Origin of the sequence: Enterococcus sp. AZ156 (assembly GCF_051714165.1) — a bacterium.
Lineage (GTDB): Bacteria > Bacillota > Bacilli > Lactobacillales > Enterococcaceae > Enterococcus_B > Enterococcus_B pernyi.
In genome coordinates, this window is the sequence record NZ_JBIORI010000001.1 from 1,944,357 (window position 1) to 1,966,656 (window position 22,300).

Here is a 22,300-nt window from a genome sequence, read left to right on the forward strand (position 1 = left end):
GTTTTTCTAAAGTCCCAAAGTTCTTCAATTGATCATTTCACTTATTTGATGACGATATCTTCTAAATCAACCAAGCGCGCCCATGTTTGGATCTGATCAGTAGTAAGGTGCAATGACACAACGGTATGGTGTCCGCCACCTGTGCGGATCCAAGCACCTACTCCCTCATGGAAATTCGGTTTGACTTTCCAAAGTACGCGTGCCACTGGTAAATGTGGGGCTTCTTCTGTTGGTTCGAAGGCTTCCACTTCATTGATCAGCAATTTGTAATGCGTGCCAAAATCTGCCATGGAAACCACGACACCATCGCCTGCTTTACCGTCAAACACCAAACGAGCCGGATCTTCTCGATCACCCATCGATAATGGCGAAACAACGATTTTTGGTCGATTGACCGCCAATGTCGGATCTACTTCCATCATGTGAGATTGTAAAATTGCTTCTTTTCCTGGCGTCAATTCATACGTGTAATCTTCCATAAAACCTGTGTCTTTGTTTTGTGCCATGATTTTTAACATCCGATCCAAAGCAGCTGTTTTCCAATCCCCCTCACCGGCAAATCCGTAGCCTTCTGCCATTAACCGTTGGACTGCCAAGCCAGGTAATTGTTGCATACCGTAAAGATCTTCAAAGTTTGTTGTGAAAGCATTATAATTGCCCGCTTCCAAGAAACGTCTGATCCCGATTTCTTGTTTTGCTTGTACTTTGACATGTGCTTCCCAAGTGTCATGGTCATAATGTGCATAATCAAAATCATAAAGTTGTTTATATTCTTCAAATAATGACGCTACCTCTTCATCAGTGACTTCATCGATCACTTTGACTAAATCGCCGATCCCATAATAGTCGACCACCCAGCCAAACTGGATCTGTGCTTCTACTTTGTCTCCTTCGGTCACAGCCACATTACGCATATTGTCTCCAAACCGAGCAACCTTGATCGAGAAGCTTTCATTATAAGCCACAGCCACGTGCATCCAGTCTGAGATCTGACGTTGCACATCTTCGGATTGCCAATGACCTACCACGATTTCATTTTTCTTATTGAGTCGTGCATTGATAAAACCATATTCCCGATCCCCGTGGGCTGCTTGGTTCAAGTTCATAAAGTCCATGTCGATCGTTTCCCAAGGAATACTCTCATTAAATTGCGTAGCTAAATGCAACAAAGGCTTTTGTAATAACTGCGTGCCACGAATCCACATTTTTGCTGGGGAGAAAGTATGCATCCAAGTGATCACACCTGCTACTTGCTCCTGGTAATTCGCTTCTTTCATGATCGAGGTGATCGTATCAGCAGTTACTGCTAGTTCTTTTAGTACGATCGGATAAGGCAACGTTTGTTGATCATTTAGTGCCGTAACGATCGTCTCTGCATTCTTTTTGACCTGCGCTAACGCTTCTTCCCCGTATAGATGTTGTGAACCTACGACGAACCAAAATTCTTTTTTACTGATTGCTAACATGATTGTAACTCCTCTATTTTTTTATTTTTTTTGGCCATAATACGCATCTTTACCATGCTTGCGTAAATAATGTTTATCTAATATTCGTTGGGGCAATGGTTCAGAAAAACTATTCAATTGGCGAGTAAATAAGTTCATTTTCGCCACTTCATCCAGTACAACGGCATTCATCACCGCTTGGGAAGCATCTTTCCCCCAAGTAAATGGTCCATGGCCATGTAACAACACTCCTGGAATTGCCATGATATCAATATTTCTATTTTGGAATGTCTCAATGATCACATTGCCGGTTTCATGTTCATAACCAGCATCGATTTCTTCTTGTGATAAAAATCTTGCACAAGGAACGCTCCCATAAAAAGTATCTGCATGAGTCGTACCCATGGCGGGTAGATCGATACCCGCTTGTGCCCAGATCGTTGCCCACGTCGAATGCGTATGACAAATCCCACCAATTTCCGGGAAATGTTTGTAGAGAACCGCATGTGTCGGTGTATCGGAAGATGGATTTAGTTCACCTTCGATGACTTGATTATTCAAATCAACAACGACCATATCTTCTGCTTTCATTTCCTCATAACTCACGCCGCTAGGCTTGATGACAAAATAACCCGTTTCCCGATCAAATGCACTCACATTCCCCCATGTGTATTTGATCAGTCCTTGTTTTGGTAAATCTAAATTCGCTTGATAAACAGATTCTTTCAGACTTTCTAACATTCTCTCACTCCTTCTTCCATTGATACGATCGCGGATGCTTCGATAGGCAACCCTTTTTCATACAGCTCAATAAATTTTTCGTAACCTTTTAAATCTGCCTCTTTAGGCTCGATCGTCAGACCTTCACTAGTTGAAAATACCTCTTTTGCTAAAAATTCTTCCAAAGTCATACCGTCTGCCGATCGGAGATAAGCAGCTAATAAGGCAATCCCCCAAGCGCCTCCTTCTCCGGCTGTTTCCATGACTGTGACAGGTGCTTCCATTGCTGAAGCTAAAATCGTTTGAGCAACTTTCGGCGTTTTAAAGATCCCGCCATGTGCGACTAAACGATCGATCGTGACTTGTTCGGATTTAAGAATCTCCATCCCTAGACGCATCGCCCCAAAAGCACTTGAAAGGTGCATCCGCATAAAATTCGCTAAATCAAACTTACTATCCGGCTGTCGCACGAATAATGGTCTACCTTGTTCCATTTTTGTGATGTTTTCTCCTGAGTGGTACCCGTAGCTGAGTAATCCTCCACAGTCACTCTCTCCTTGTAGCGCTTTCAAAAATAAGGTTTCATAAATCTGCTGTGTATCGATCGTCACGCCAAGACTCTCACTGAACTCTTTGAAAATCTTGACCCATGCGTTGATTTCTGATGAGCAATTGTTTGTATGCACCATTGCAACAGGGCTTCCGTCAGGTGTTGTTACTTGGTCGATTTCTGGATGGATATTTACTAACTCTTTATCCAACACGATCATTGCAAAAGCCGATGTCCCAGCTGAAACATTCCCTGTGCGTAGCCCCACACTGTTCGTTGCGACCATGCCGGTGCCGGCATCCCCTTCTGGTGGGCAAACAGGAATCCCTGCAGATAAGTTACCGGATAGATCTAAGAGCTTGGCTCCCTTTTCAGTCAGCGTCCCTGCAACCTCACCAGCTAAACGAATTTCTGGAAGAAGCGTTTCTAAAGGTTGCATAAAACCTTCTGCTTGTGCCAATTGATCAAAAATAGCAATCTTTTGTGCATCATATCCCTTCGTTTGACGATCGATCGGAAACATTCCTGAAGCATCTCCAACTCCTAATACTTTTTGTCCGGTCAACTGCCAATGGATATACCCAGCTAATGTTGTAAAGTAACTAAGATCTTTTAGATGTGTTTCTTTATTTAAAATTGCTTGATATAGATGGGCAATGCTCCAACGCTGTGGAATCGTATAATGAAAGGCTTTGCTCAATTTTTCTTCTGCCTCTGCGGTAATGGCATTGCGCCACGTGCGAAAAGGAACAAGCAATTCATCGTGCTGATCAAATGCTAAATAACCGTGCATCATTGCGCTAAAGCCGATCGCTCCTATCGTAGTCAGTGTCGTGTCATACTCTTCAGAAACCACATCGACTAATTGCTGATAACTCGATTGTAACCCCTTCCAAATATCGTCAAGTGAATAGGTCCAAATACCGTTTTCTAACTGGTTTTCCCAATCGTAACTTCCAGCTGCAATCGGCTCATAGTGTTGATCGATCAGCACTGCTTTGATTCTCGTCGAACCTAGCTCAATACCTAGTGCTGTTTGCCCTGTGCGAATCGCTTCTATTCGTTTCAGCCTAGTTTCTTTCGCTTCGATGTCAAACGCCCCCTTAGTTTCTCTTTATGATAGTTACAGTATAAAACTTTTTGTACGTACATGTCAACGCAAACATAGTTATTTGTTCGTACATAAATCCTTTTTCTTTTTCCTGATAAATTCACATTTATCATATAAAAAAGGCAAAGAGAGTAAATTCCTCCTCTTTACCTTTTTAAGAGCAAATAATCTTGCTAGACATTGACTAATGTTCATTAAATAAATTTTTATCGTATTTGGTACACTTATCGTTTTCCCTCAGCTACTCGCCATTCTTTGTTGCACTTACTGAATCTCTGATCACCAAACTAGGTTCATAGACGATATTTTCTCCTTGATTGCCCGTTTGGATCGTGTGAATGATCCATTCTGCTGCATCTTTCCCCATCCGCTCTTTTGGATGAGTTAAAGTGGTCAGTTTCACTGCGCCCATCTGACTCAACGAGGAATCATCATTTCCGATGATCGACAATTGCTGAGGTACTTGATAACCCTTTGCGATCACCTCATCAAGCAACTGGCTAGCAACTTGATCGTTGTAACAGATGATGCCGGTGCTTGCCGATTCCTTTAGCTGTAAGAGGACTTTTTCACCTAGTTTCCCACGTGAATCAGTCGTGTAGGTAATGATATCTTCCGGCGAAAATTGGATACCGTAGGCTTCGCACGCTTGAATAAATCCTTTCATCCGATATTTCCCTTGTAAATCATCGATTTTCGTGATGAACAGTAATCGCTGATGTCCTTGCTGGATCAAATACTCCGTCCCTTTAAAGCCAACTTTTACATCGTCGACACAAATCGAGGCGACCGCTAATTCTTCATAGACAGCATTGATCATGACCATCGGAATCCCTTGTTCTCTCAATCTGACATAGAGCGCAAGGTTCGGATTGTATTCATTACTTTTTGTCGGCTCTACGATTAAGCCATCTACACCAAACTGCAACATTTTTTCCAAGCAGTTTTTTTCTTGTTGATGATCATTATTCGTACTGGCTAGTAAGAGGGAATAGCCTTGTTCACTCAACGCTTTTTCAATTCCTCGGATGATCGAGGGGAATATATAATCCGATAAATACGTCGTGATGACGCCAATCGTTTTTTGGTTTTTTCTACTTTCTGATGTTTTCTTATACGCGTCATCGACATATGTTCCAGAGCCTTTCTCTTTACGCAGATACCCTTCATTGACTAACAGTCCAATCGCTTGTCTTACCGTATGACGGCTGACTTGATAGTCTTTTTGTAATTGGAGTTCAGGTGGTATCGGTTCATTTAGTTTGAAAATTTGGTCAATGATCTTATCCTTTATCTCATCTGCGATCATTTGATATTTTGTTTTATCCATGGTTACTTTGCCAATCCTTTCACTCCGACGTAAGTTGTCCGAACAATTATTTGATATCATTGTAGCACAACTTGTTTTGGAAAGGCTTGTTAACACGAAAAAATATCTACGAGTTTCTTTTTATTAGCGCTTTGTAAGGAACAACTGCTTTTTTTCAGCTTTTAGTTCAAGTGATTTCAAAAGAATTGTAAGATATCTGCTAAGACAGATTCTCCATCAAATGTTTCGTAATCCTCTTTACGAATCAATTTGTAAGGAACAGCTTTCACCGTTAGAAAATCTTTTAATCGTTCCACTTCATATTCTGATTGTGGACCTATCATCAGTCCGTCAATCTGCTGGTTTTGGATCGCCTGCTCTGCCACGATTGCTGGTGCAGAGTATACATGTAGAGGTACACCTTTTTCATTTGCTGCATTTTGGATATTTTTTACTAGCAGACCTGAAGTGATCCCAGCGGTGCAAATCAATAATATCCGTTTTTCCTCTGTCGTTTCCATCCGTTCACCACCTTAAGAAATTTTGCGTTTTTTATTGTAAATATCCAATACGACAGCAAGCAACAAAATCAAGCCTTTGATCGCTTGTTGCCAGTCTACTCCAACACCCATGATCGACATCCCATTGTTCAGCACGCCCATGACTAAGCCACCGACGATTGCTCCAGTGATCGTTCCAATCCCTCCAGAAGTGGAAGCTCCTCCGAAGTAGACAGAAGCCATCGCATCCAATTCAAGCGAAGTCCCTGCCTGTGGGGTAGCAGCATTTAAACGTGCGGCTAAGATCAGTCCTGCTAAAGCAGCCATGACGCCCATATTCACAAATACCCAAAAAGTGATTTTCTTCGTCTTGATCCCAGATAATTGAGCAGCTTTCAAATTACCACCTGTGGCATAAATTTGTCGTCCCGCAACTGTCCGATTGGTCAAAAATCCATATATCCCAACAATCACACCTAAAATGATCAATATTACTGGAAATCCTTGGTAGGAAGCAAAGATATAACTTAATCCTAAGACAAGAACGATCGTCAATGCCGCTTTGATCAAGAATGCGTTCATTGATGGTACTTCAAATAAATTTTCTTTTCTTCGCGCTCTCGCACGCCATTGAGCAAATACTAAACTAACAGCTAATACGACACCTAAAATCAACGTCAATAAGTGCATTCCAGGAACACCAAAGATATCTGGTAAATACCCCGTCGAGATTTTTTGGAAACCTCCAGGGAAAGGCGCTAAAGATTGCCCTCCTAAGACAACCTGTGTCAAACCACGAAACATCAATAGACCGGCAAGTGTCACGATGAACGCCGGAATCCCTACATAAGCGACCCAAAAGCCTTGCCATGCGCCGATCACCCCACCGACTAATAAACATAAAGGAACGGCGAGCCATGGACTGATGTTGTTGTTGACCATCAACATACCGGCCATCGCTCCAACAAATGCCATGACTGAACCTACCGATAGATCCACGTAGCCTAAAAGCACGACCAACAACATTCCCGCAGCCAAAATCAAAATATGGCTGTTTTGCAACACGATATTCGTTATATTCAGCGGTCTTAAAAAGATCCCGCCGGTCATTAGTTGAAAAGCAATCAATAAAGCAACCAAAATAATGACCATACTATATTTACTAAAGATATCTAATATCTTTTCTTTTACATTCCAAGCTTTTTTTTCCTGACTTTTTTTTGTGACATTTTCCATCAGCCCACTGCCTCCTCTTCTTTTGTCATCAGGTTCATCAATAACTCCTGATTTGCCTCTTCTCTAAGCACTTCTCCCGTCATTTTCCCTTCATTCATGGTATAGATCCGATCACACATACCGATGATCTCAGGTAGTTCAGAAGAAATGATACAGACACATTTTCCTAAGGCAGCCATTTCTTCGATAATCGTGTAGATTTCATACTTTGCCCCGACATCGATACCACGAGTCGGTTCGTCCAGAAATAAAATTTCCGGTTCTGTCATCAACCACTTAGCTAAAACGACTTTTTGTTGATTCCCACCACTTAAACTACCAACGTTTTGGAACACATTAGTGGCTTTGGTCCTCATTTTTTTCCGGAAGTTTTCTGCTTCGATCACTTCTTTTTCTTGATCTAAAATACCACTTCGACTAATTTTTTTGAGACTAGCAATCGTCGTATTTTCTCTGATGTCCATCAAAAGATTCAAGCCAACAGACTTACGATCTTCGGACACATACGCCAACCCATGATCAATTGCTTGAGAAACATCTTTGATCACTAATTCTTTTCCATCTTTAAAAATCTTACCGCTGAGATTGCTTCCATATGATCGACCAAAAATACTCATGGCAAATTCAGTTCGTCCTGCCCCCATCAATCCGGCGATACCAACAATTTCTCCTCGTCGAATCGAAAAATCGATATGATCATTGATGATTCGGTCGGTGGTCAATGGATGATGGACCGTCCAATCCTTGACTTCAAAATAAACCTCGCCGATATCAGGATGACGATCAGGATAACGATTCGTTAAATCACGACCAACCATCCCCTTAATGATCCGTTCTTCACTGATTGCTGTATTTTCTAACGTTTCAATTGTTTGGCCATCTCGTAAGATCGTGATTCTGTCCGCCACCGCAACGATTTCATTCAATTTATGCGAAATGATGATCGAAGTGATCCCTTGATTGCGAAACTCCTTGATCAAGGCTAAAAGATTGGCACTTTCTTCTTCATTCAGTGCTGCTGTCGGTTCATCTAATATGAGTAATCGAACATTTTTAGAAAAAGCCTTCGCAATTTCCACCAACTGTTGATGCCCGACACCGATTTGTGAAACTAAGGTATTTGGATTGATTTTCAAGCCCACTGTTTTTAGTAGATTTTCTGTTTTTCGTTCCGTCAAGTTCCAGTCGATCACGCCATGTTTTGTTTGTTCGTTCCCTAAAAAAATGTTTTCTTTGATGGATAGATAAGGACTCAAGGCTAATTCTTGGTGGATGATCACGATCCCTTTCGCTTCACTATCTCTAAGATTTTTGAATTGGCATACCTCACCGTCATACATGATTTCGCCTGAATAACTGCCATAAGGATACAAACCGCTCAACACATTCATCAACGTGGATTTTCCTGCACCATTCTCGCCACAAAGGGCGTGGATCTCTCCACGTTTGATGCGGAGATTGACATTGTTCAACGCACGAACACCAGAGAATTCTTTGATGATTTCTTTCATTTCTAAAATATAATCTGCCATTTTTTCACTTCCTAATCGAGGGTGTGATAGTAGCGCTCAACTTCGAAAAATAAGCGCGAAAACTGAAAATTGTTCTTCAAATTTTGAGATCTCACGCTTGTTTTTGAAGGAGCTACTACTGAAACACTGTTTATTGAGGTTGTGCCAGAAGCGTTTTGAACTTAGCAATAAGAGAGAAAATTGAAAAATAGTTGGTTATATTTCCCGTTTTTTTGCTTAATATTGAAGGTCAGCTTCTAAACACCGTTTATTCGGTTCTAAGGAGTACAAGAGGACAAATGTTCCAAAGCCCTCTTATTGGCCTAAATCACTTTCGCTGTAATACTCAGTATCGATCAGCTCTTGTTTATAATTTTCTTTATCTACAGAAACTGGGTTAGCTAGATAAGTCGGAATGACTTTCACACCGTTATCGTAGGTTTCCTCATCATTGACCGGCACTTCTTTATCATTGTTGATTGCTTCGATCATCTCTACCGTATTATCAGCTAGCACCCGTGTATCTTTAAAGATCGTTTGTGTTTGCTCTCCTGCAATGATGGATTTCACTCCAGCAATCGTTGCATCCTGTCCTGTGATAACTGGAAGTGGTTTGTCGGCTGAGCCATACCCTACTCCTTTTAAGGAAGAAATGATCCCTAAACTAATTGGATCGTAAGGAGAAAGAACTGCATCTAGTTGGTCATCTGTATAGTTAGCACTTAATAAGTTATCCATACGTGCTTGTGCAGTTGAGCCATCCCAACGAAGCGTCGCGATTTGATTGAATTTCGTTTGACCTGATGAGACGTTCAATTGTTTGCTGTCGATATAAGGTTGAAGAATCGACATCACACCATTGTAATTGATCAATGCGTTGTTATCGTCAGGCGAACCGCCAAATAATTCGATCGTAAATGGGCCAGCACCATCTTTTAAGTCTAATTTATCTTCGATATAAGAAGCTTGTAAAACACCTACACCAAAATTATCAAATGTTGCATAATAATCGACATATTCAGAGTTCATCAATAAACGGTCATACGCAATGACTTTGATATCCGCCTGATGTGCTTTTTCTAAGACATCTGTCAATGCTGAACCGTCAATCGAAGCAATGACCAACGTATCCACTCCCTTTGTGATCATATTTTCGATTTGCGCCACTTGGTTTTCTACTTTGTCTTCTCCATATTGCAAATCCGTTTTGTAGCCTTTTTCTTCTAGTTGCTTGACCATATTGTCGCCATCTGCGATCCAACGCTCTGCAGATTTTGTTGGCATCGAAATACCTACGAAGCCTTTTTCATCTCCGGCTGCACTGCCATTGCTACAACCAGCAAATACTGTCACTGACATTAATAAAAAAACAATTGCTACCAACCAATTTTTCCCAACTCGTTTCATGTGTGTCCCTCCAAATACTTATTTGATGAATTTATCATAGTTGAAATATAAAACGCTTTCATTGATTATTTTTCTGTGTTTCTATAAATTCCCTCGCAAATTTATGTAAACTTTTGATTTTTCTTCATTTTCTTTTGACGATTCTTGATTTTCTTACGAAATTGACAAACATGCTAATATGAAATTTGAAAACGCTATATGATATAGAAAAAGGGGAGATTCATTATGAAGAACAAAAGTTTTTTTATTCTGGCAGCTTTTTGCCTGTTGTTGACTGGGTGTGCTTTCAACTCTACTGAGCCTACAAAAAATGAGTTGACTATTGGTTTTTCTCAAGCTGGCACTGAAAGTAATTGGCGCAAAGTTCAAAATCAGTCCATCAAAAAAGCACTGGAAAAACAAAATTTCCAAGTCCTTCACCGAAATAGTTACTCTGATCCAAAACAACAGATACAAGATGTGATGACATTTATTGCCTATCAAGTCGATATGATCGTGTTATCTCCTATCGAAGAAACTGGCTGGGATTCTGTTTTGGAAGAAGCCAAAGAAGCGAATATCCCAGTCATCATCGTTGATCGTAACATCACAACGGAAAAACAAGATCTCTATTTGACCCATATTGGTTCAAGTTTCAAAGCACAAGGTAGTCGAGCTGGCCTCTACGTCACCAATCATTACCAGCAAAAAACACAAGAATCGATCCAAGTATTTGAGATACGTGGTTCAGAAAACACATCTCCCACTCGTTTGCGATCAGACGGCTTTTTAGAAACTATCGGTCGCGACCCAAGAATCCATGTCAGGCTAGTGATCACCGGAGACTATATTCGCTTAAAAGCCAAAGAACAATTTTCAAAAGCCATTGATGAGGGAAAACTTGAGGGAATCGATGTCATTTATTCTCACAATGATGAAATGACACTAGGTGCCTTAGATGCGATCAAGGAAAAAAAGCTCGAAAAGAATTTTGTGATTGTCAGCATTGATGCACAAAAAGAGATGATTGATCAATTAAAAAAAGGAAAGGTCAACTGTGTGGTAGAATGCAATCCTTTTATGGGTGAACTAGTAGCCAATACAGTCAAACGCTACTTCGAAAAAAAAGCGATTCCAGAAGACATCTACGTTTCTGATACGGTGTTCTCAGATCAAAATGATTTTTCAACGATCCCACCGCGGGGATATTAGGAGGAAAAATGAAAAAGAACGAAAGCATTAAAGTACTACTTCGACATACAAGTTGGCTCATGTTATCTTTAGCAATCACGCCTTTGATCATTAGCATTGCACTTTATACACATTATCTTTTTTCCTATGAAAAAAGTATCCATAATATCTCGATTGCTAATCAAATCGCCAGTAATGTAGAAGAAACGATCATCGAAGAAGCTCTTGGATTAACTTATGGACAGATCACACCTGAAGAATTCCAAAAGAGCAACCAGATCAATCGCATCAAAGAAGAAATCAGTGCAATCAAGGTCAGCACTCAAAACTCACAAGAATTAGCAACACTCAATATCGTTTTGCGCTCCCTTGATAATGTTTCTGACTATTTAGACAAAATCATTGCAAATATCCATCAAAAAGAAACATTCGCAGAGAATCAAGCATTGATGTTACATGTTGAATCTGCGGTCAAACTTGCCCATGACATCTTACAAGATTTTGTCAAAATCGAAATCGATACAGCTTCCGTAAAAAGTGAAGAAGTTCGCAGTTCCTTGGTGATTCTCTCCACCATCGAGGCTGTTATTATCGCGCTGATTTTCCTAATGACAAGAAAGTTCAACATGAAAATGATGTACCAAATTCAACAGCCTATGGATGAAATGATCAAAATGGCTGATGCTTTAGCAGAAGGACATTTAAATCATCGGATCAAAACTCCACAAAATAATGAGTTGAAAAAATTAAGTAATAGCATGAATGATATGGCTGATAACTTAGTGATTTTGTTAGAGGAAAATGCGTTGAAACAATATAATCTTGCGCAAAGTGAAGTCAGGACACTACAAGCTCAGATCATTCCCCATTTTATTTATAATAGTTTAGATGCCATTTTGGTCTTGGCAGAAATGGGTCAAATTGAAAAAGTCAAAGAAATGACATATGCCTTATCTGACTTTTTCCGCATTTCATTAAGCCAAGGAAAAGACTGGATACCAGTCGAACAGGAAATTCGACATTGCGACAATTACCTGAAGATTTTGCAAATCCGCTATGGAGACCAATTATCTTATCAATTAACCATTGATCCAAAAGTCAATAATCATCCAATATTGAAAATGATTCTTCAACCATTGATTGAAAATGCGGTCTATCATGGAACCAAATTGGTACGTCGGCCAGGAAAAATCATCGTAAAAGCGTATATAGACCAAGAAGAATTTATCCATTTTTGGATCATTGATAACGGAAAAGGGATTACTGAAACCAAGTTAGAGGAGATCAACCAAGAACTCGCAGATGGTCTAGATACTAATTTCCATAAAGGATATGGACTCTTTAATGTCAACAAACGCTTGCTTTTATACTATGGAACCGATGCAAGTATCAAGATTACTAGTCGGATCGATCATGGAACGTTCATCCATGTCGTTGTCCCTACAAAAAATATAGATAGGAATGAAGCAAATGTATAAAATTTTTATTGCAGAAGATGAACATTTGATTCGCGAATCATTGAAGAGGATGATCACTGAATTTTCAACCTTTTTACCTTTGGGCTCTATTGAAGATGCCAGCGATGGCGAACTTGCTTTATCAATGATTGCCGAGCAGAAACCAGATATCTTATTGACAGATATTCGTATGCCTTTTATGAATGGGATTGAATTAGCCAATGAAGTAAAAAAACTTTTGCCTGATATCCAAATCATTTTTATTAGTGGATATGATGAATTTACGTATGCAAAAGCTGCGATTCAACTTCAAGTAGCCGAGTATCTGTTAAAACCGATCAAACCTAATGAACTACAAAAAAGCCTAGAACAAATCATTCAAAAACTAGAAGCTGACTCCTTATTGAAACAGTCTAAAGAAACAAATGGCTATTCCTTAGAAGTACAAAAAAACTTCTACTTGAATGCCCTGTTCAATAATCAGTTACTACTTTCAGAAGCAATTGAAGAAGGTCGAAAACTTGAACGTGAAATCGCCGGAAATAAATATATGGTTCTTTTGATCGCAAATCATACAAATAAATTTTTTTCAGATTATGATATTTTTCATGAAAAGATGGCTGAGCTATTCGATCACGATAAACAAATACTTTTTTCTTCCCTTTCTTCACGATTTATCAAACTATTGATTTTTGATCCAAATGAAGATCTATTACAAAAAAAAGCAAATCAGGTTGCATTGCTTTCTCACAAAACATTAGGGCATACAACAGATGATTTAGTTATTGCAATCGGATATCCTGTGAAACGAATCAGCGAAATTCCACATAGTTATCAGACTGCTGTTCATTTGCTCAGTTACTTGAAGATCGATCCTAAAATAAAAATTCTTTCTTATTTAGATTATGAAAAAAAGCTTGGCAATTACGGACAATCTTTTGATCTAAAAGAATCCATTCGTTTACTAAGAAAAAGCGAAATTTCTTCGTTTGTTGAGAAGTTGGTCAAACAGACCAATCAACATGCCGATCCACTTCTCGTTAGGCATCTGATCATCAATGAGTTGAATGAATTAGTAACGATACGTCAAAACCAAACCAATCAAGTCGTTTCTTTTACCACTACAGAGGAAATTCCGAACATTCTGTCAGAGAGGCCTCTCTTCATCCAATACCTTGAACAAATGATTTACTTTTTAAAAGAAATGGTACTTGAGAATCACATGAATCAATATAAAGAAGTACTCGAACAATCCATCACGTATATTGAAAACCACTATTTTGAACCAGAGCTTTCTCTTAAAGAAGTGGCTAATCATGTCCATTTGAGCAGCTCACATTTCAGTACGATTTTTTCTCAAGGAATAGGACAAACATTTATTGACTATCTTACTGAACAACGATTGAGCATGGCTAGGCGACTTTTGCGGGAAACCAATTCAAAACTATCTGTCATAGCCTCAGAAGTGGGATACAATGATCCAAATTATTTTAGTTCTATTTTTAAGCGAAAAGAAAAAATCTCACCAAAAGAGTATCGAAAAATGAAAAAAAATCGTACACATTCTTTACAAGAAAATAATTATCTAGTCAACAAATAAGCAACAAAGTCGCGGAGTATTTTTTTCAGTTTAGTCTGAAAAAGTTGTTACTTTCTTAACTGGACTACTTGCTATAATTATAGAAATAGTGAAAAAAGAAAGGAATACGCGTGTGAAAGCAGAAATAAAGAAATTACCTGTGATTATTGTTGGAATCATTAGTATTACTGTGGGACTAAATATGTTTTTGCTTCCACATCAAATTGCTTCAGCAGGCGTAGGATCAATTGGTTTTCTTCTAGAAATGGTCTTGCTGATCGACCGGACATTGATTGTTTGGGCAATCAATCTAGCGATGCTGTGTTTAGCTTTTATCTTTCTGGAAAGAGCAGTTTTTTTTAAAACTCTGATAGGTAGTTTGATATTTCCGATTATTTTAGCGTACACACCGGCTTTGGTAATCACCCAACATTTCCCAATCGCCTTAGTCGCTGGCAGTTTTCTATTTAGTCTTGGAATATTCATTCTTTATCAAATCGGCGCGTCAAACGGCGGGGTTACGGTTCCCCCATTGATTTTCAAAAAATATTTTGGGATCGAACATGCTCTAGGCGTTTTACTGACAAATACCGTGATCATCGCTCTAAACCTTGTGATTCTTGGGATAAGACAAGCGGTTATCTCTGCCATCTCTATTTATCTCATTTCATTTTTCATGAAAAAACTATTACAATTTCAAACTCAATTTTTAGCTATTAAGCCGATTGATTTAGTGAATGAGAGTTCGCCTATTCTAGATGAACAACCTAATAAAAATCTAGCAGAATAAGCATTGTAACTAATAGCTATTAGAAAACAACCCATGAAATCCAAAAATAGGAAACTATTTTCGGGGTTTCATGGGTTGTTTTCTATCGTTTTATTTTATCCATTCTTTAGTTGGAATGAGTTGAATCAAAATGACCACTTCCAAATAAAGTGTCTGGACATTAGTCCTATCACACACCTAAAACCGAATAAACAGCAGAAACAAAAGTAACATCATTGGAAATAAGGCACCATCCACTAAAACAAATTTCGTGGATGGTGCCTTTTTTTCGAGGCTAAGCACTTATGCTTCGATTTCTTGCTTATCGAGGTAAAAGTACTCTATTGTATCTTATCTTCTACTTTTTATCCTTATTTTCCTCTTTATTTTCTTGTTCTTCATCTTCCTCTTTGATCACACGTTCGACACGATCTTCATCCTTTTGTAATTCACGACGTTTACGTTTGAATAGTCCAAAGAATCCCGCAAAAGCAACAAGTATTCCACCAACAAATTTTCCAAAAATCCCTGAAGTTGAACCAGTCTTAGGTAATTGCTTACCTGAAACATCTTCAGAGTCACTTGTTCCTTGTGTGTTAGTCGTTTGGTCATTCGTTTGGTTATTACTAGATAATCCATCGTTAGAGCTGTTATCACTTAGTACTTGGGTTCTTACAATTTGATTATCTGTATCGGTAGTCTCAGTTGTTGTGGTACTACTTAAATCAGTTCCTCCACCACCGGTTCTTGGATTTACCTCTGGTGTTGTCGTGCCTAGGTCGGTTTCGCCGTCTCCTGTACCTGGATCGACTTCTGGTGTGCCTGTTCCTGGGTCAGTTTCTCCGCCTGTGCTTGGGTCTACCTCTGGCGTGCCTATTCCTGGATCGGTTTCCCCGCCTGTACTTGGGTCTACTTCTGGTGTGCCTGTTCCTGGATCGGTTTCCCCTCCTGTACTTGGGTCTACCTCTGGCGTGCCTGTTCCTGGCTCGGTTTCCCCGCCTGTTCCTGGATCAATTTCGCCACCTGTTCCGGGGTCTACCTCTGGCGTGACTGTTCCTGGATCAGTTTCGCCGCCTGTGCCGGGGGCTACTTCCGGTGTTGTCGTTCCGGGACCAGTCTCGCCTCCGCCCGTTCCTGGATCTACTGCCGGCGTTCCGGTGCCTGGATCAGTTTCGCCGCCTGTGCCGGGGGCTACCTCTGGCGTAGTTGTTCCTGGATCAGTCTCGTCTCCGCCCGTTCCTGGATCTATTTCCGGCTTTCCAGTGTCTGGATCAGTTTCGCCACCTGTGCCTGGGTCTACTTCTGGTGTGACTGTTCCTGGATCAGTTTCGCCGCCTGTGCCGGGGTCTACTTCCGGCGTTGTCGTTCCGGGATCAGTTTTGCCGCCACCTGTTCCGGGGTCTACTTCCGGCGTTGTCGTTCCGGGATCAGTTTTGCCGCCACCTGTTCCGAGATCTACTTCTGGTGTGCCTGTGCCGAGGTCAGTTTCGCCACCTGTGCCTGGGTCTACTTCTGGTGTGACTGTTCCTGGATCAGTTTCGCCGCCTGTTCCTGGATCAGTCTCGCCTCCACCTGTTCCGGGATCGACTTCCGGCGTTGTTGTACCTGGGTCAGTTTCGCCGCCCGTTCCGGGATTGACTTCCGGTGTTGTCGTTCCGGGATCGGTTTCGTCGCCTGTGCCTGGGTCTACTTCCGGTGTTGTCGTTCCGGGATCGGTTTCTCCACCTGTGCCTGGATCGACTTCTGGCGTGCCTGTGCCTGGATCAGTAGTTTCTCCGCCACCTGTGCCTGGATCGACTTCTGGTGTAGTTGTTCCTGGGGTCACTTGTGGGTTGGTTGCATCCAGTGTTGTTGCATCTGGTGAAGCCATATCCGTCATTGAGGAAGAAATATAAGCAAATTCTCCCCCGATTTGGTAGATATTAAAGTTCGTATCTTTCACAACGATCGTAAAATCACTGCCGCTTCCGTTTGCACCAGTTAAATAACCAGCATACTGAACCCCATTGACCATGATTGGTTGAGCAACAAACTGATTATAAGACACACCGTCTACTGTTATATTGACCGTACTTATAACTGAAGAAAAGTTTGTCTGAGAAACCTGTCCTGTTTTCACAGTTACTGCCGAATTCGCTGTAATCGTGTGTCCGCCATATCCACCACCAGAAAACGTCGCTGTCTGATTCCATCCTGCTAATCCAGCTGCGTCTTCTGCGAGATTACCATCAACTGCTCCCCCAGGACTAATACCTGATTGAGAACCACTATACGTTGGCATCGACATCTCATCTGCGTATGCTGTAGTTGAATCAGTGGCTTTTTGCTCATCTAAACTAACGGTCACATATTCATATTTCAATGACTCGATCACTTGATCTTTTGCTTGGATTTCATAGTAAGTTGTATTTTCATCCGCTAATTGATCAACGAAATTTACTTTTACATTGATATTGGATTCATCTGTATTTAACCAAGAATCTGTGTTCTCAAAACTCCGTACACCGTGCAAGGATAAAGACGTTTTTAAGCTGTCAACTGTACTACCGAACTGAACAGATGAGACCAAGTAATGACCATTGATCTCTAAAGGCAATCCATGTGTCGACGAAGAAAATGTGAAATAACCATCTGCTTGATTTTTACCATGGTCGGTAGAAATAGACTCATCATGATAAACTGCATAATAGGTACTACCTTCATAAGTGATGGAAAAATTCTTCTCCATTGCATCTTCAAAATCGCTTTTGATTTCATCTGTTAATTTTGCTTGGCCATTTTCTGCTTTCACGTTCAAAGAAAAGCCTGTATCGATTTTCATATTTCCTAATACTGCACCATCATCCGCGGTAAAGTTGGTGCTTTCAGGTTTCGTTTTAGATGAGAAACTTAAGGATTTTTCTCTCGTACTTGCAACTACTTTTGAATCTTTCCAGTTTGCAGAATCTTCATAAGCCTTTTCTTTGGATTCATATAAATGAGGAGAGACCGTTTTATAATTATCTTGTGAAGTTACCTTCACATTCGGATTTGCTTGGATCAATTGCCGATAGCTTGACATTTTCATTACTTGCGCATCACTTGTAGATAAAGTGGAAGTTTGGTAATAAACGTCCGCATCTTTGATTCCTAGAATTTGTTGGATATCATATGCCGTATGACTATCACTGACTTTGATCCCTTCTCCTTCATACATAGAAGAAAGTTTTTCTTTACTTGGTAGTTGATCCATTAACTTAGCTACAAAGCCAGTATTTGTCTTCACACTGCTACTTTGACCTTTTTGTAAGGATTGATTCAATTCATCCACAGAAGTATGTTCAATATCTTGGATGGTCTCATCTTCAACAAGTCGCTTTTCGGACAAAGAGGAACTGTCTGCAGAGGCAGAAAGATTTGGAATCGTGACGCCACCGATAAATGCACCAGCACCTACTGTCAACAGTGCGCCAGCTTCAATCATTCGCTTTTGTTTTTTTGACATCTCTTTATCTGGTTTATTTAATTTCATTTGATCTTTCTTCTTTGCCATCACGACCACTCTCTCTTTCTTTTTCCCTAACTAAAGAGGCTAATATTTTTGTAAAACCTAGAGGATTCTTGTAGCCATGTTCATAAAAGAAATCCGTAAATTCAATTTCTGGCACGGTCACATTTTTTTGGATTGCTAAACTGATGATATTGACATATTGAGAAATATCAACTGTTCCTAGAACCTGCAATCCTAAGATTTTTTTTGTTTTCTTCTCATAAACTAGATAAATACTTGAATAATGATTTTTTCTGCCTTTTTCAATTGGTGAGTATTTGACAATCGATTCATGCACAAGCTGTCCGCCACGCTCTAGATAACGATTCTGGTAGTGTACTTCTTCTGCATCATATCCGAATTTTCTTGCTTGATTCAATGTAATCCCAGTATTCGCAATGGTAAATCCATCCATATTGAATTTATAAGTCCCTGTGGTCATTGCTACTTCTTGCTTTTTCTCGTGGATATTGACAGCAGCGATCAGTCCTTGACGAAAAGCATCGGAAGCATGAGGATTATAAATATTTTCTTTGGTCAAGTCCATATAAGTCGTAGAACAATCCCCTATCGCTAAAATCGAATCATCTGTTGTATACATGTACTTATCAACGACGATTGCTCCACGGTCACCGGTTTCGACTTGTCCAGCTAATAAGAACGAATTTGGTCGGAAGCCAACAGAAACAAAGACGCCATCTGCACGGATAGTCAAATCAGAAGAAGTTTCAACTTCGATTTTAGGTCGACTCCAGATTTTTTTATCAATTGTATGGTAGCTTGTCACTCTAGTACCTAGTAATAGTTGGATACCTTCTTCTTCTAGTTGCTTCTCTACTTCGATTGCGGCATTCTCATCCAAATATTTGTCAAGGATTCTTGCATTTGATTGGATCAAAGTGACTTTCATTTTTCGTTGAGCTAAGATACGAGCAATCTCTACACCGACCAGTCCAGCGCCAATCACTACCGCATGATGGGCTTCTGATATAAATTTTTCAATTGCTTCAGCATCCTTACGCTCTTTCAAAAGAAAAAGTGTCTCATTCAGTTTTCCGCCAGTTGGAGGAAGGTTGGGATACGAGCCCGCAGCCATGATCAATCGGTCATAAGTTATTTCGTGCTCATGTTGACTTAACACATTTCTAAAATTCAACGTCTTCTTTTTCGCATCGATGTTGGTTACTTCTTTTTGAATGCGTAAATCCACTCCTTGAGCAATAATTTCATGCGGTGTTGCATAATTTGCTTGGGAGTGGATATCTTGATGTCCCATCAAAAATAATGGGATTGTTTGGGAGACAAATGTTATTTCATCTTTTTTTCAAATACGATTACTTCATCGTCTGGATATTCCTCACGAATACGAAGTGCTGCGGCAATCCCCGCGTGGTTTCCTCCAACAATTATGATCCTCATCAACTGCCTCCTTCATTAATAAAAGCATGCTATAAAATATACATAAGGTTATTTTTAATCTACTATTTATATAAATTATATCACTTAGAAAGACTAGTTGTCAGTTATAAAGGTCTAACCACTAAGACGCAATGAAGCAACTATTTCCTCTTCCATTTATTCAAATCGGTATATTAAAGAATATAATCTTTCTTGCTTCAACGGATGAAATATACCGTTCATTTTTTTAGTAAACATCCAGTCATAAAGTAGATATGCTTATTTGTTGAATGTCATAAAAAAATAATTTTTTACGATATCAACTATATGTAGACGGACATATGAAGTTCCCATTCCATTGTTGGTTTAACTACACGGTGACTATTTGATTATGGATGAATATAATAAATATAACGTTATTTAAAAAAGAGCCATAGAACGGATCGATCAACCATTCCATGACTCTTTATTCTTTTTTATTTAGTAGGACTTATCGCCCCTGTTGCTGCTAATGCTTTCACATCTTTGACACCGAATGTCTCTTCCCAATCTTTCCTAAAATCTGTCACTGCCTTATGAATGGAAGGCATACCGAATACTTGTGCAAAAATATCTGGTGACGCAGTAATACTGTGCGCCCCTTGGCGACAAGCATGATTGACTTGTGCAACATTTTTAAAACTAGCAGCTAAGATCTTGCTCTGAGATTGCGTTCGTTCGATTTCCATTGCTAATGCTTTGATAATAGCAACAGCATCGATATTCAGATTTTCCATACGGTTATAATAAGGTGCCACATAATCGGCACCTGCGGCAATTGCTAAGTATCCTTGCATTTCAGAGTAGATAGCGGTTGCAGTGACATATGCTCCTTTGGCTTTCAGTTGTTTGATGGCAGCCAGTCCTGGTTCGTTTACTGGTACTTTAATGAAGATATCCTTACCAAGGTGATCCATGATTACTTGGGCATCAGTTAAGATTTCCTCCGTTGTTTCTCCAACTACTTGTACATGTAAACTTGCTTTTCCAATGAGCTTCTTGATTTCTTTCAAGTGAGCAAACAAATCAATCTTTCCTTCTTTTTTGATGATTGAAGCATTCGACGTTACTCCAGATAGCGGAAGGATCGATTGGTAATAACTAATTTTCTCAATATTGATCGTATCTAACATAAATTCCATTTTATTCATCCTTTCAACAGATATGTTGCTCTGTATTTTACTTAATACTGATTTTAGTCTTGATACCAATCTCAACGATTTCTTTTCCTTCGACGTATAAAGTACCTGGAAGTTCAGGTGTTACCGCTCCATCAAATTTAATTGTGATATGTCCAAGCTCTTTTAGATTATCATTGACCAAACTTCCGACAGACGTGATGCGATAGCTTGTCTCATCGACGAAGAGCTGTTGTCCTACTTTGATCTCTCCGTGGATTGGCTGAAGTTCAATATGGTAACAATAGGCTGATAGCATATCGGGTGCATCTTTTCCAAATAGTATCACGAGCTTCTCTTCTTTAAAGAGCGTAGCTTCAGCGCCAATCGAAGTGACTTTTGTTGAATAAACTGACATTTTTTTCCTCCTAGATTCAACTATACATTCCAAAGCTTGCTATCCATGCGACTAACACCCTAGGTACACCGTTTAAAAAGCGTGAATATAAAACGGAAGGTACGCCAACCTCTACTGTTTCAGCCTCTGCTTCTTCTAAGCCTAATCCGACAGGGATGAAATCACAAGCATTTTGAGTATTGATGGCAAATAACGCAGGTAAAGCAAGCTGTGGTGGAATATTGCCTTTTCCGATCTCCACCCCGATCAGTGTCCCGATGACTTGGCTGATTACTGCCCCAGGTCCTAATAATGGAGAAAGAAACGGTAAAGAACAGATAAAACCGATGATCATCAACCCCCAAATATTCCCTGCTAAAGGTGCCATAATATTGGCAAAGAAATTACCGATACCAGATCCTTGTATGATCCCGATCAACAAAGAAACAAATGCCATGAATGGAATGACCGTATTGATCATCGTCTGTACACCTTCGCGCGCGGACTGATTAAAAGTTGCCACTACTTTTCCTGCACCCATGCCGATTTTTGCAATAAAATTCTGCTGTTCAGCTTTTTGTTCAGTAATTTTTTTGCTTGTATCGTATTTATATTCACGTGCTGCTACACGCTTATTTTCTATGTTATCAGATTGACCGACTGTGCCTTCTTCAGTAGTCAGTGTGATTTGATTGATCCCTACTGCCGAGACGTAAATGTCTTCTGTAATGTATTGTGCTAATGGTCCGCTTTTTCCTGTTGGTACGACATTGATCGTAGGTATTCCTTTTTTTGGATAGATCCCACAACGCAACGTTCCTCCGCAATCAACGATTGCTAAAGCGATTTCATTATCTGGGATAGAAGTTTTAAAGCCATTGACTGCTTCCATGCCTGTCAATTCAGCAATTTTATCGACGATTGCTGGCTTTTCTCCCCCACCAGTAATATAAATGAATTTGTGTTTTTCTTCTGTTGGTGTGATCACTAATGGCCCTCCGAACCCACCAGTTCCTCTAACAATTCGAATACTATGATAGCTCATTTTCTCACTT

The 22,300-nt window shown here is 39.9% G+C and carries 17 protein-coding genes; 4 read left to right on the forward strand and 13 right to left on the reverse strand.

The window, feature by feature from the left end:
* Positions 1 to 41: 41 nt before the first annotated feature.
* From araA to chvE, 8 genes are all read right to left on the reverse strand, one after another.
* Positions 42 to 1,466, reverse strand: a complete 1,425-nt coding sequence (araA, locus tag IGJ95_RS09225) for an L-arabinose isomerase (protein ID WP_062804973.1) — start codon at positions 1,464 to 1,466, stop codon at positions 42 to 44.
* A 21-nt stretch (positions 1,467 to 1,487) separates the two neighbouring features.
* Positions 1,488 to 2,186 carry an L-ribulose-5-phosphate 4-epimerase gene (locus IGJ95_RS09230; RefSeq protein WP_077151133.1) on the reverse strand — a complete coding sequence of 233 codons (699 nt, stop codon included), beginning with the start codon at positions 2,184 to 2,186 and terminating at the stop codon, positions 1,488 to 1,490.
* The gene (locus IGJ95_RS09235) at positions 2,180 to 3,805 is read right to left on the reverse strand and encodes a xylulokinase (RefSeq protein WP_077151132.1); all 1,626 of its coding nucleotides are present in this window, start codon (positions 3,803 to 3,805) and stop codon (positions 2,180 to 2,182) included. The genes IGJ95_RS09230 and IGJ95_RS09235 overlap by 7 nt, the downstream gene beginning before the upstream one ends.
* Positions 3,806 to 4,067: 262 nt before the next feature.
* Positions 4,068 to 5,156 carry a GntR family transcriptional regulator gene (locus IGJ95_RS09240; protein WP_062804970.1) on the reverse strand — a complete coding sequence of 363 codons (1,089 nt, stop codon included), beginning with the start codon at positions 5,154 to 5,156 and terminating at the stop codon, positions 4,068 to 4,070.
* Positions 5,157 to 5,332: 176 nt separating this feature from the next.
* Positions 5,333 to 5,656, reverse strand: a complete 324-nt coding sequence (locus tag IGJ95_RS09245) for a PTS sugar transporter subunit IIB (protein WP_062804969.1) — start codon at positions 5,654 to 5,656, stop codon at positions 5,333 to 5,335.
* A 12-nt stretch (positions 5,657 to 5,668) separates the two neighbouring features.
* The gene (gene mmsB / locus IGJ95_RS09250) at positions 5,669 to 6,871 is read right to left on the reverse strand and encodes a multiple monosaccharide ABC transporter permease (RefSeq protein ID WP_023519955.1); all 1,203 of its coding nucleotides are present in this window, start codon (positions 6,869 to 6,871) and stop codon (positions 5,669 to 5,671) included.
* Entirely contained in the window at positions 6,871 to 8,403 is a 1,533-nt protein-coding gene (gene mmsA, locus IGJ95_RS09255) for a multiple monosaccharide ABC transporter ATP-binding protein (RefSeq protein WP_153830216.1), read from the reverse strand. The genes mmsB and mmsA overlap by 1 nt, the downstream gene beginning before the upstream one ends.
* A gap of 294 nt (positions 8,404 to 8,697) precedes the next feature.
* Positions 8,698 to 9,741, reverse strand: a complete 1,044-nt coding sequence (chvE, locus tag IGJ95_RS09260; RefSeq protein ID WP_226075794.1) for a multiple monosaccharide ABC transporter substrate-binding protein — start codon at positions 9,739 to 9,741, stop codon at positions 8,698 to 8,700.
* Positions 9,742 to 10,014: 273 nt separating this feature from the next.
* On the opposite strand from chvE, the gene IGJ95_RS09265 reads away from it, so the two are divergent.
* From IGJ95_RS09265 to IGJ95_RS09280, 4 genes are all read left to right on the forward strand, one after another.
* Complete coding sequence (locus IGJ95_RS09265) at positions 10,015 to 10,980, forward strand: ABC transporter substrate-binding protein (protein WP_153830218.1); 966 nt, start codon at positions 10,015 to 10,017, stop codon at positions 10,978 to 10,980.
* Positions 10,981 to 10,988: 8 nt separating this feature from the next.
* Positions 10,989 to 12,437 (forward strand): sensor histidine kinase, encoded by a 1,449-nt coding sequence (locus IGJ95_RS09270; protein ID WP_438761773.1) that lies wholly within the window; start codon positions 10,989 to 10,991, stop codon positions 12,435 to 12,437.
* Complete coding sequence (locus IGJ95_RS09275; RefSeq protein ID WP_023519959.1) at positions 12,430 to 14,016, forward strand: response regulator; 1,587 nt, start codon at positions 12,430 to 12,432, stop codon at positions 14,014 to 14,016. Before IGJ95_RS09270 ends, IGJ95_RS09275 begins: the two co-directional genes overlap by 8 nt.
* A 112-nt stretch (positions 14,017 to 14,128) precedes the next feature.
* Positions 14,129 to 14,785 (forward strand): YitT family protein, encoded by a 657-nt coding sequence (locus IGJ95_RS09280; RefSeq protein ID WP_010735027.1) that lies wholly within the window; start codon positions 14,129 to 14,131, stop codon positions 14,783 to 14,785.
* Between the two features lie 337 nt (positions 14,786 to 15,122).
* On the opposite strand, the gene IGJ95_RS09285 is transcribed toward IGJ95_RS09280, so the two are convergent.
* From IGJ95_RS09285 to srlE, 5 genes are all read right to left on the reverse strand, one after another.
* The gene (locus tag IGJ95_RS09285; protein ID WP_438761775.1) at positions 15,123 to 18,296 is read right to left on the reverse strand and encodes an LPXTG cell wall anchor domain-containing protein; all 3,174 of its coding nucleotides are present in this window, start codon (positions 18,294 to 18,296) and stop codon (positions 15,123 to 15,125) included.
* Positions 18,262 to 19,569 (reverse strand): FAD-dependent oxidoreductase, encoded by a 1,308-nt coding sequence (locus IGJ95_RS09290; RefSeq protein ID WP_232092500.1) that lies wholly within the window; start codon positions 19,567 to 19,569, stop codon positions 18,262 to 18,264. The genes IGJ95_RS09285 and IGJ95_RS09290 overlap by 35 nt, the downstream gene beginning before the upstream one ends.
* A 598-nt stretch (positions 19,570 to 20,167) precedes the next feature.
* Complete coding sequence (locus IGJ95_RS09295; protein WP_153830221.1) at positions 20,168 to 20,872, reverse strand: fructose-6-phosphate aldolase; 705 nt, start codon at positions 20,870 to 20,872, stop codon at positions 20,168 to 20,170.
* A 37-nt stretch (positions 20,873 to 20,909) separates the two neighbouring features.
* Positions 20,910 to 21,266 (reverse strand): PTS glucitol/sorbitol transporter subunit IIA, encoded by a 357-nt coding sequence (locus tag IGJ95_RS09300; RefSeq protein ID WP_010735021.1) that lies wholly within the window; start codon positions 21,264 to 21,266, stop codon positions 20,910 to 20,912.
* Between the two features lie 16 nt (positions 21,267 to 21,282).
* A complete protein-coding gene (gene srlE, locus IGJ95_RS09305) occupies positions 21,283 to 22,290 on the reverse strand; it encodes a PTS glucitol/sorbitol transporter subunit IIB (RefSeq protein WP_010735020.1) in 1,008 nt (335 codons plus the stop codon).
* Positions 22,291 to 22,300: the final 10 nt, after the last annotated feature.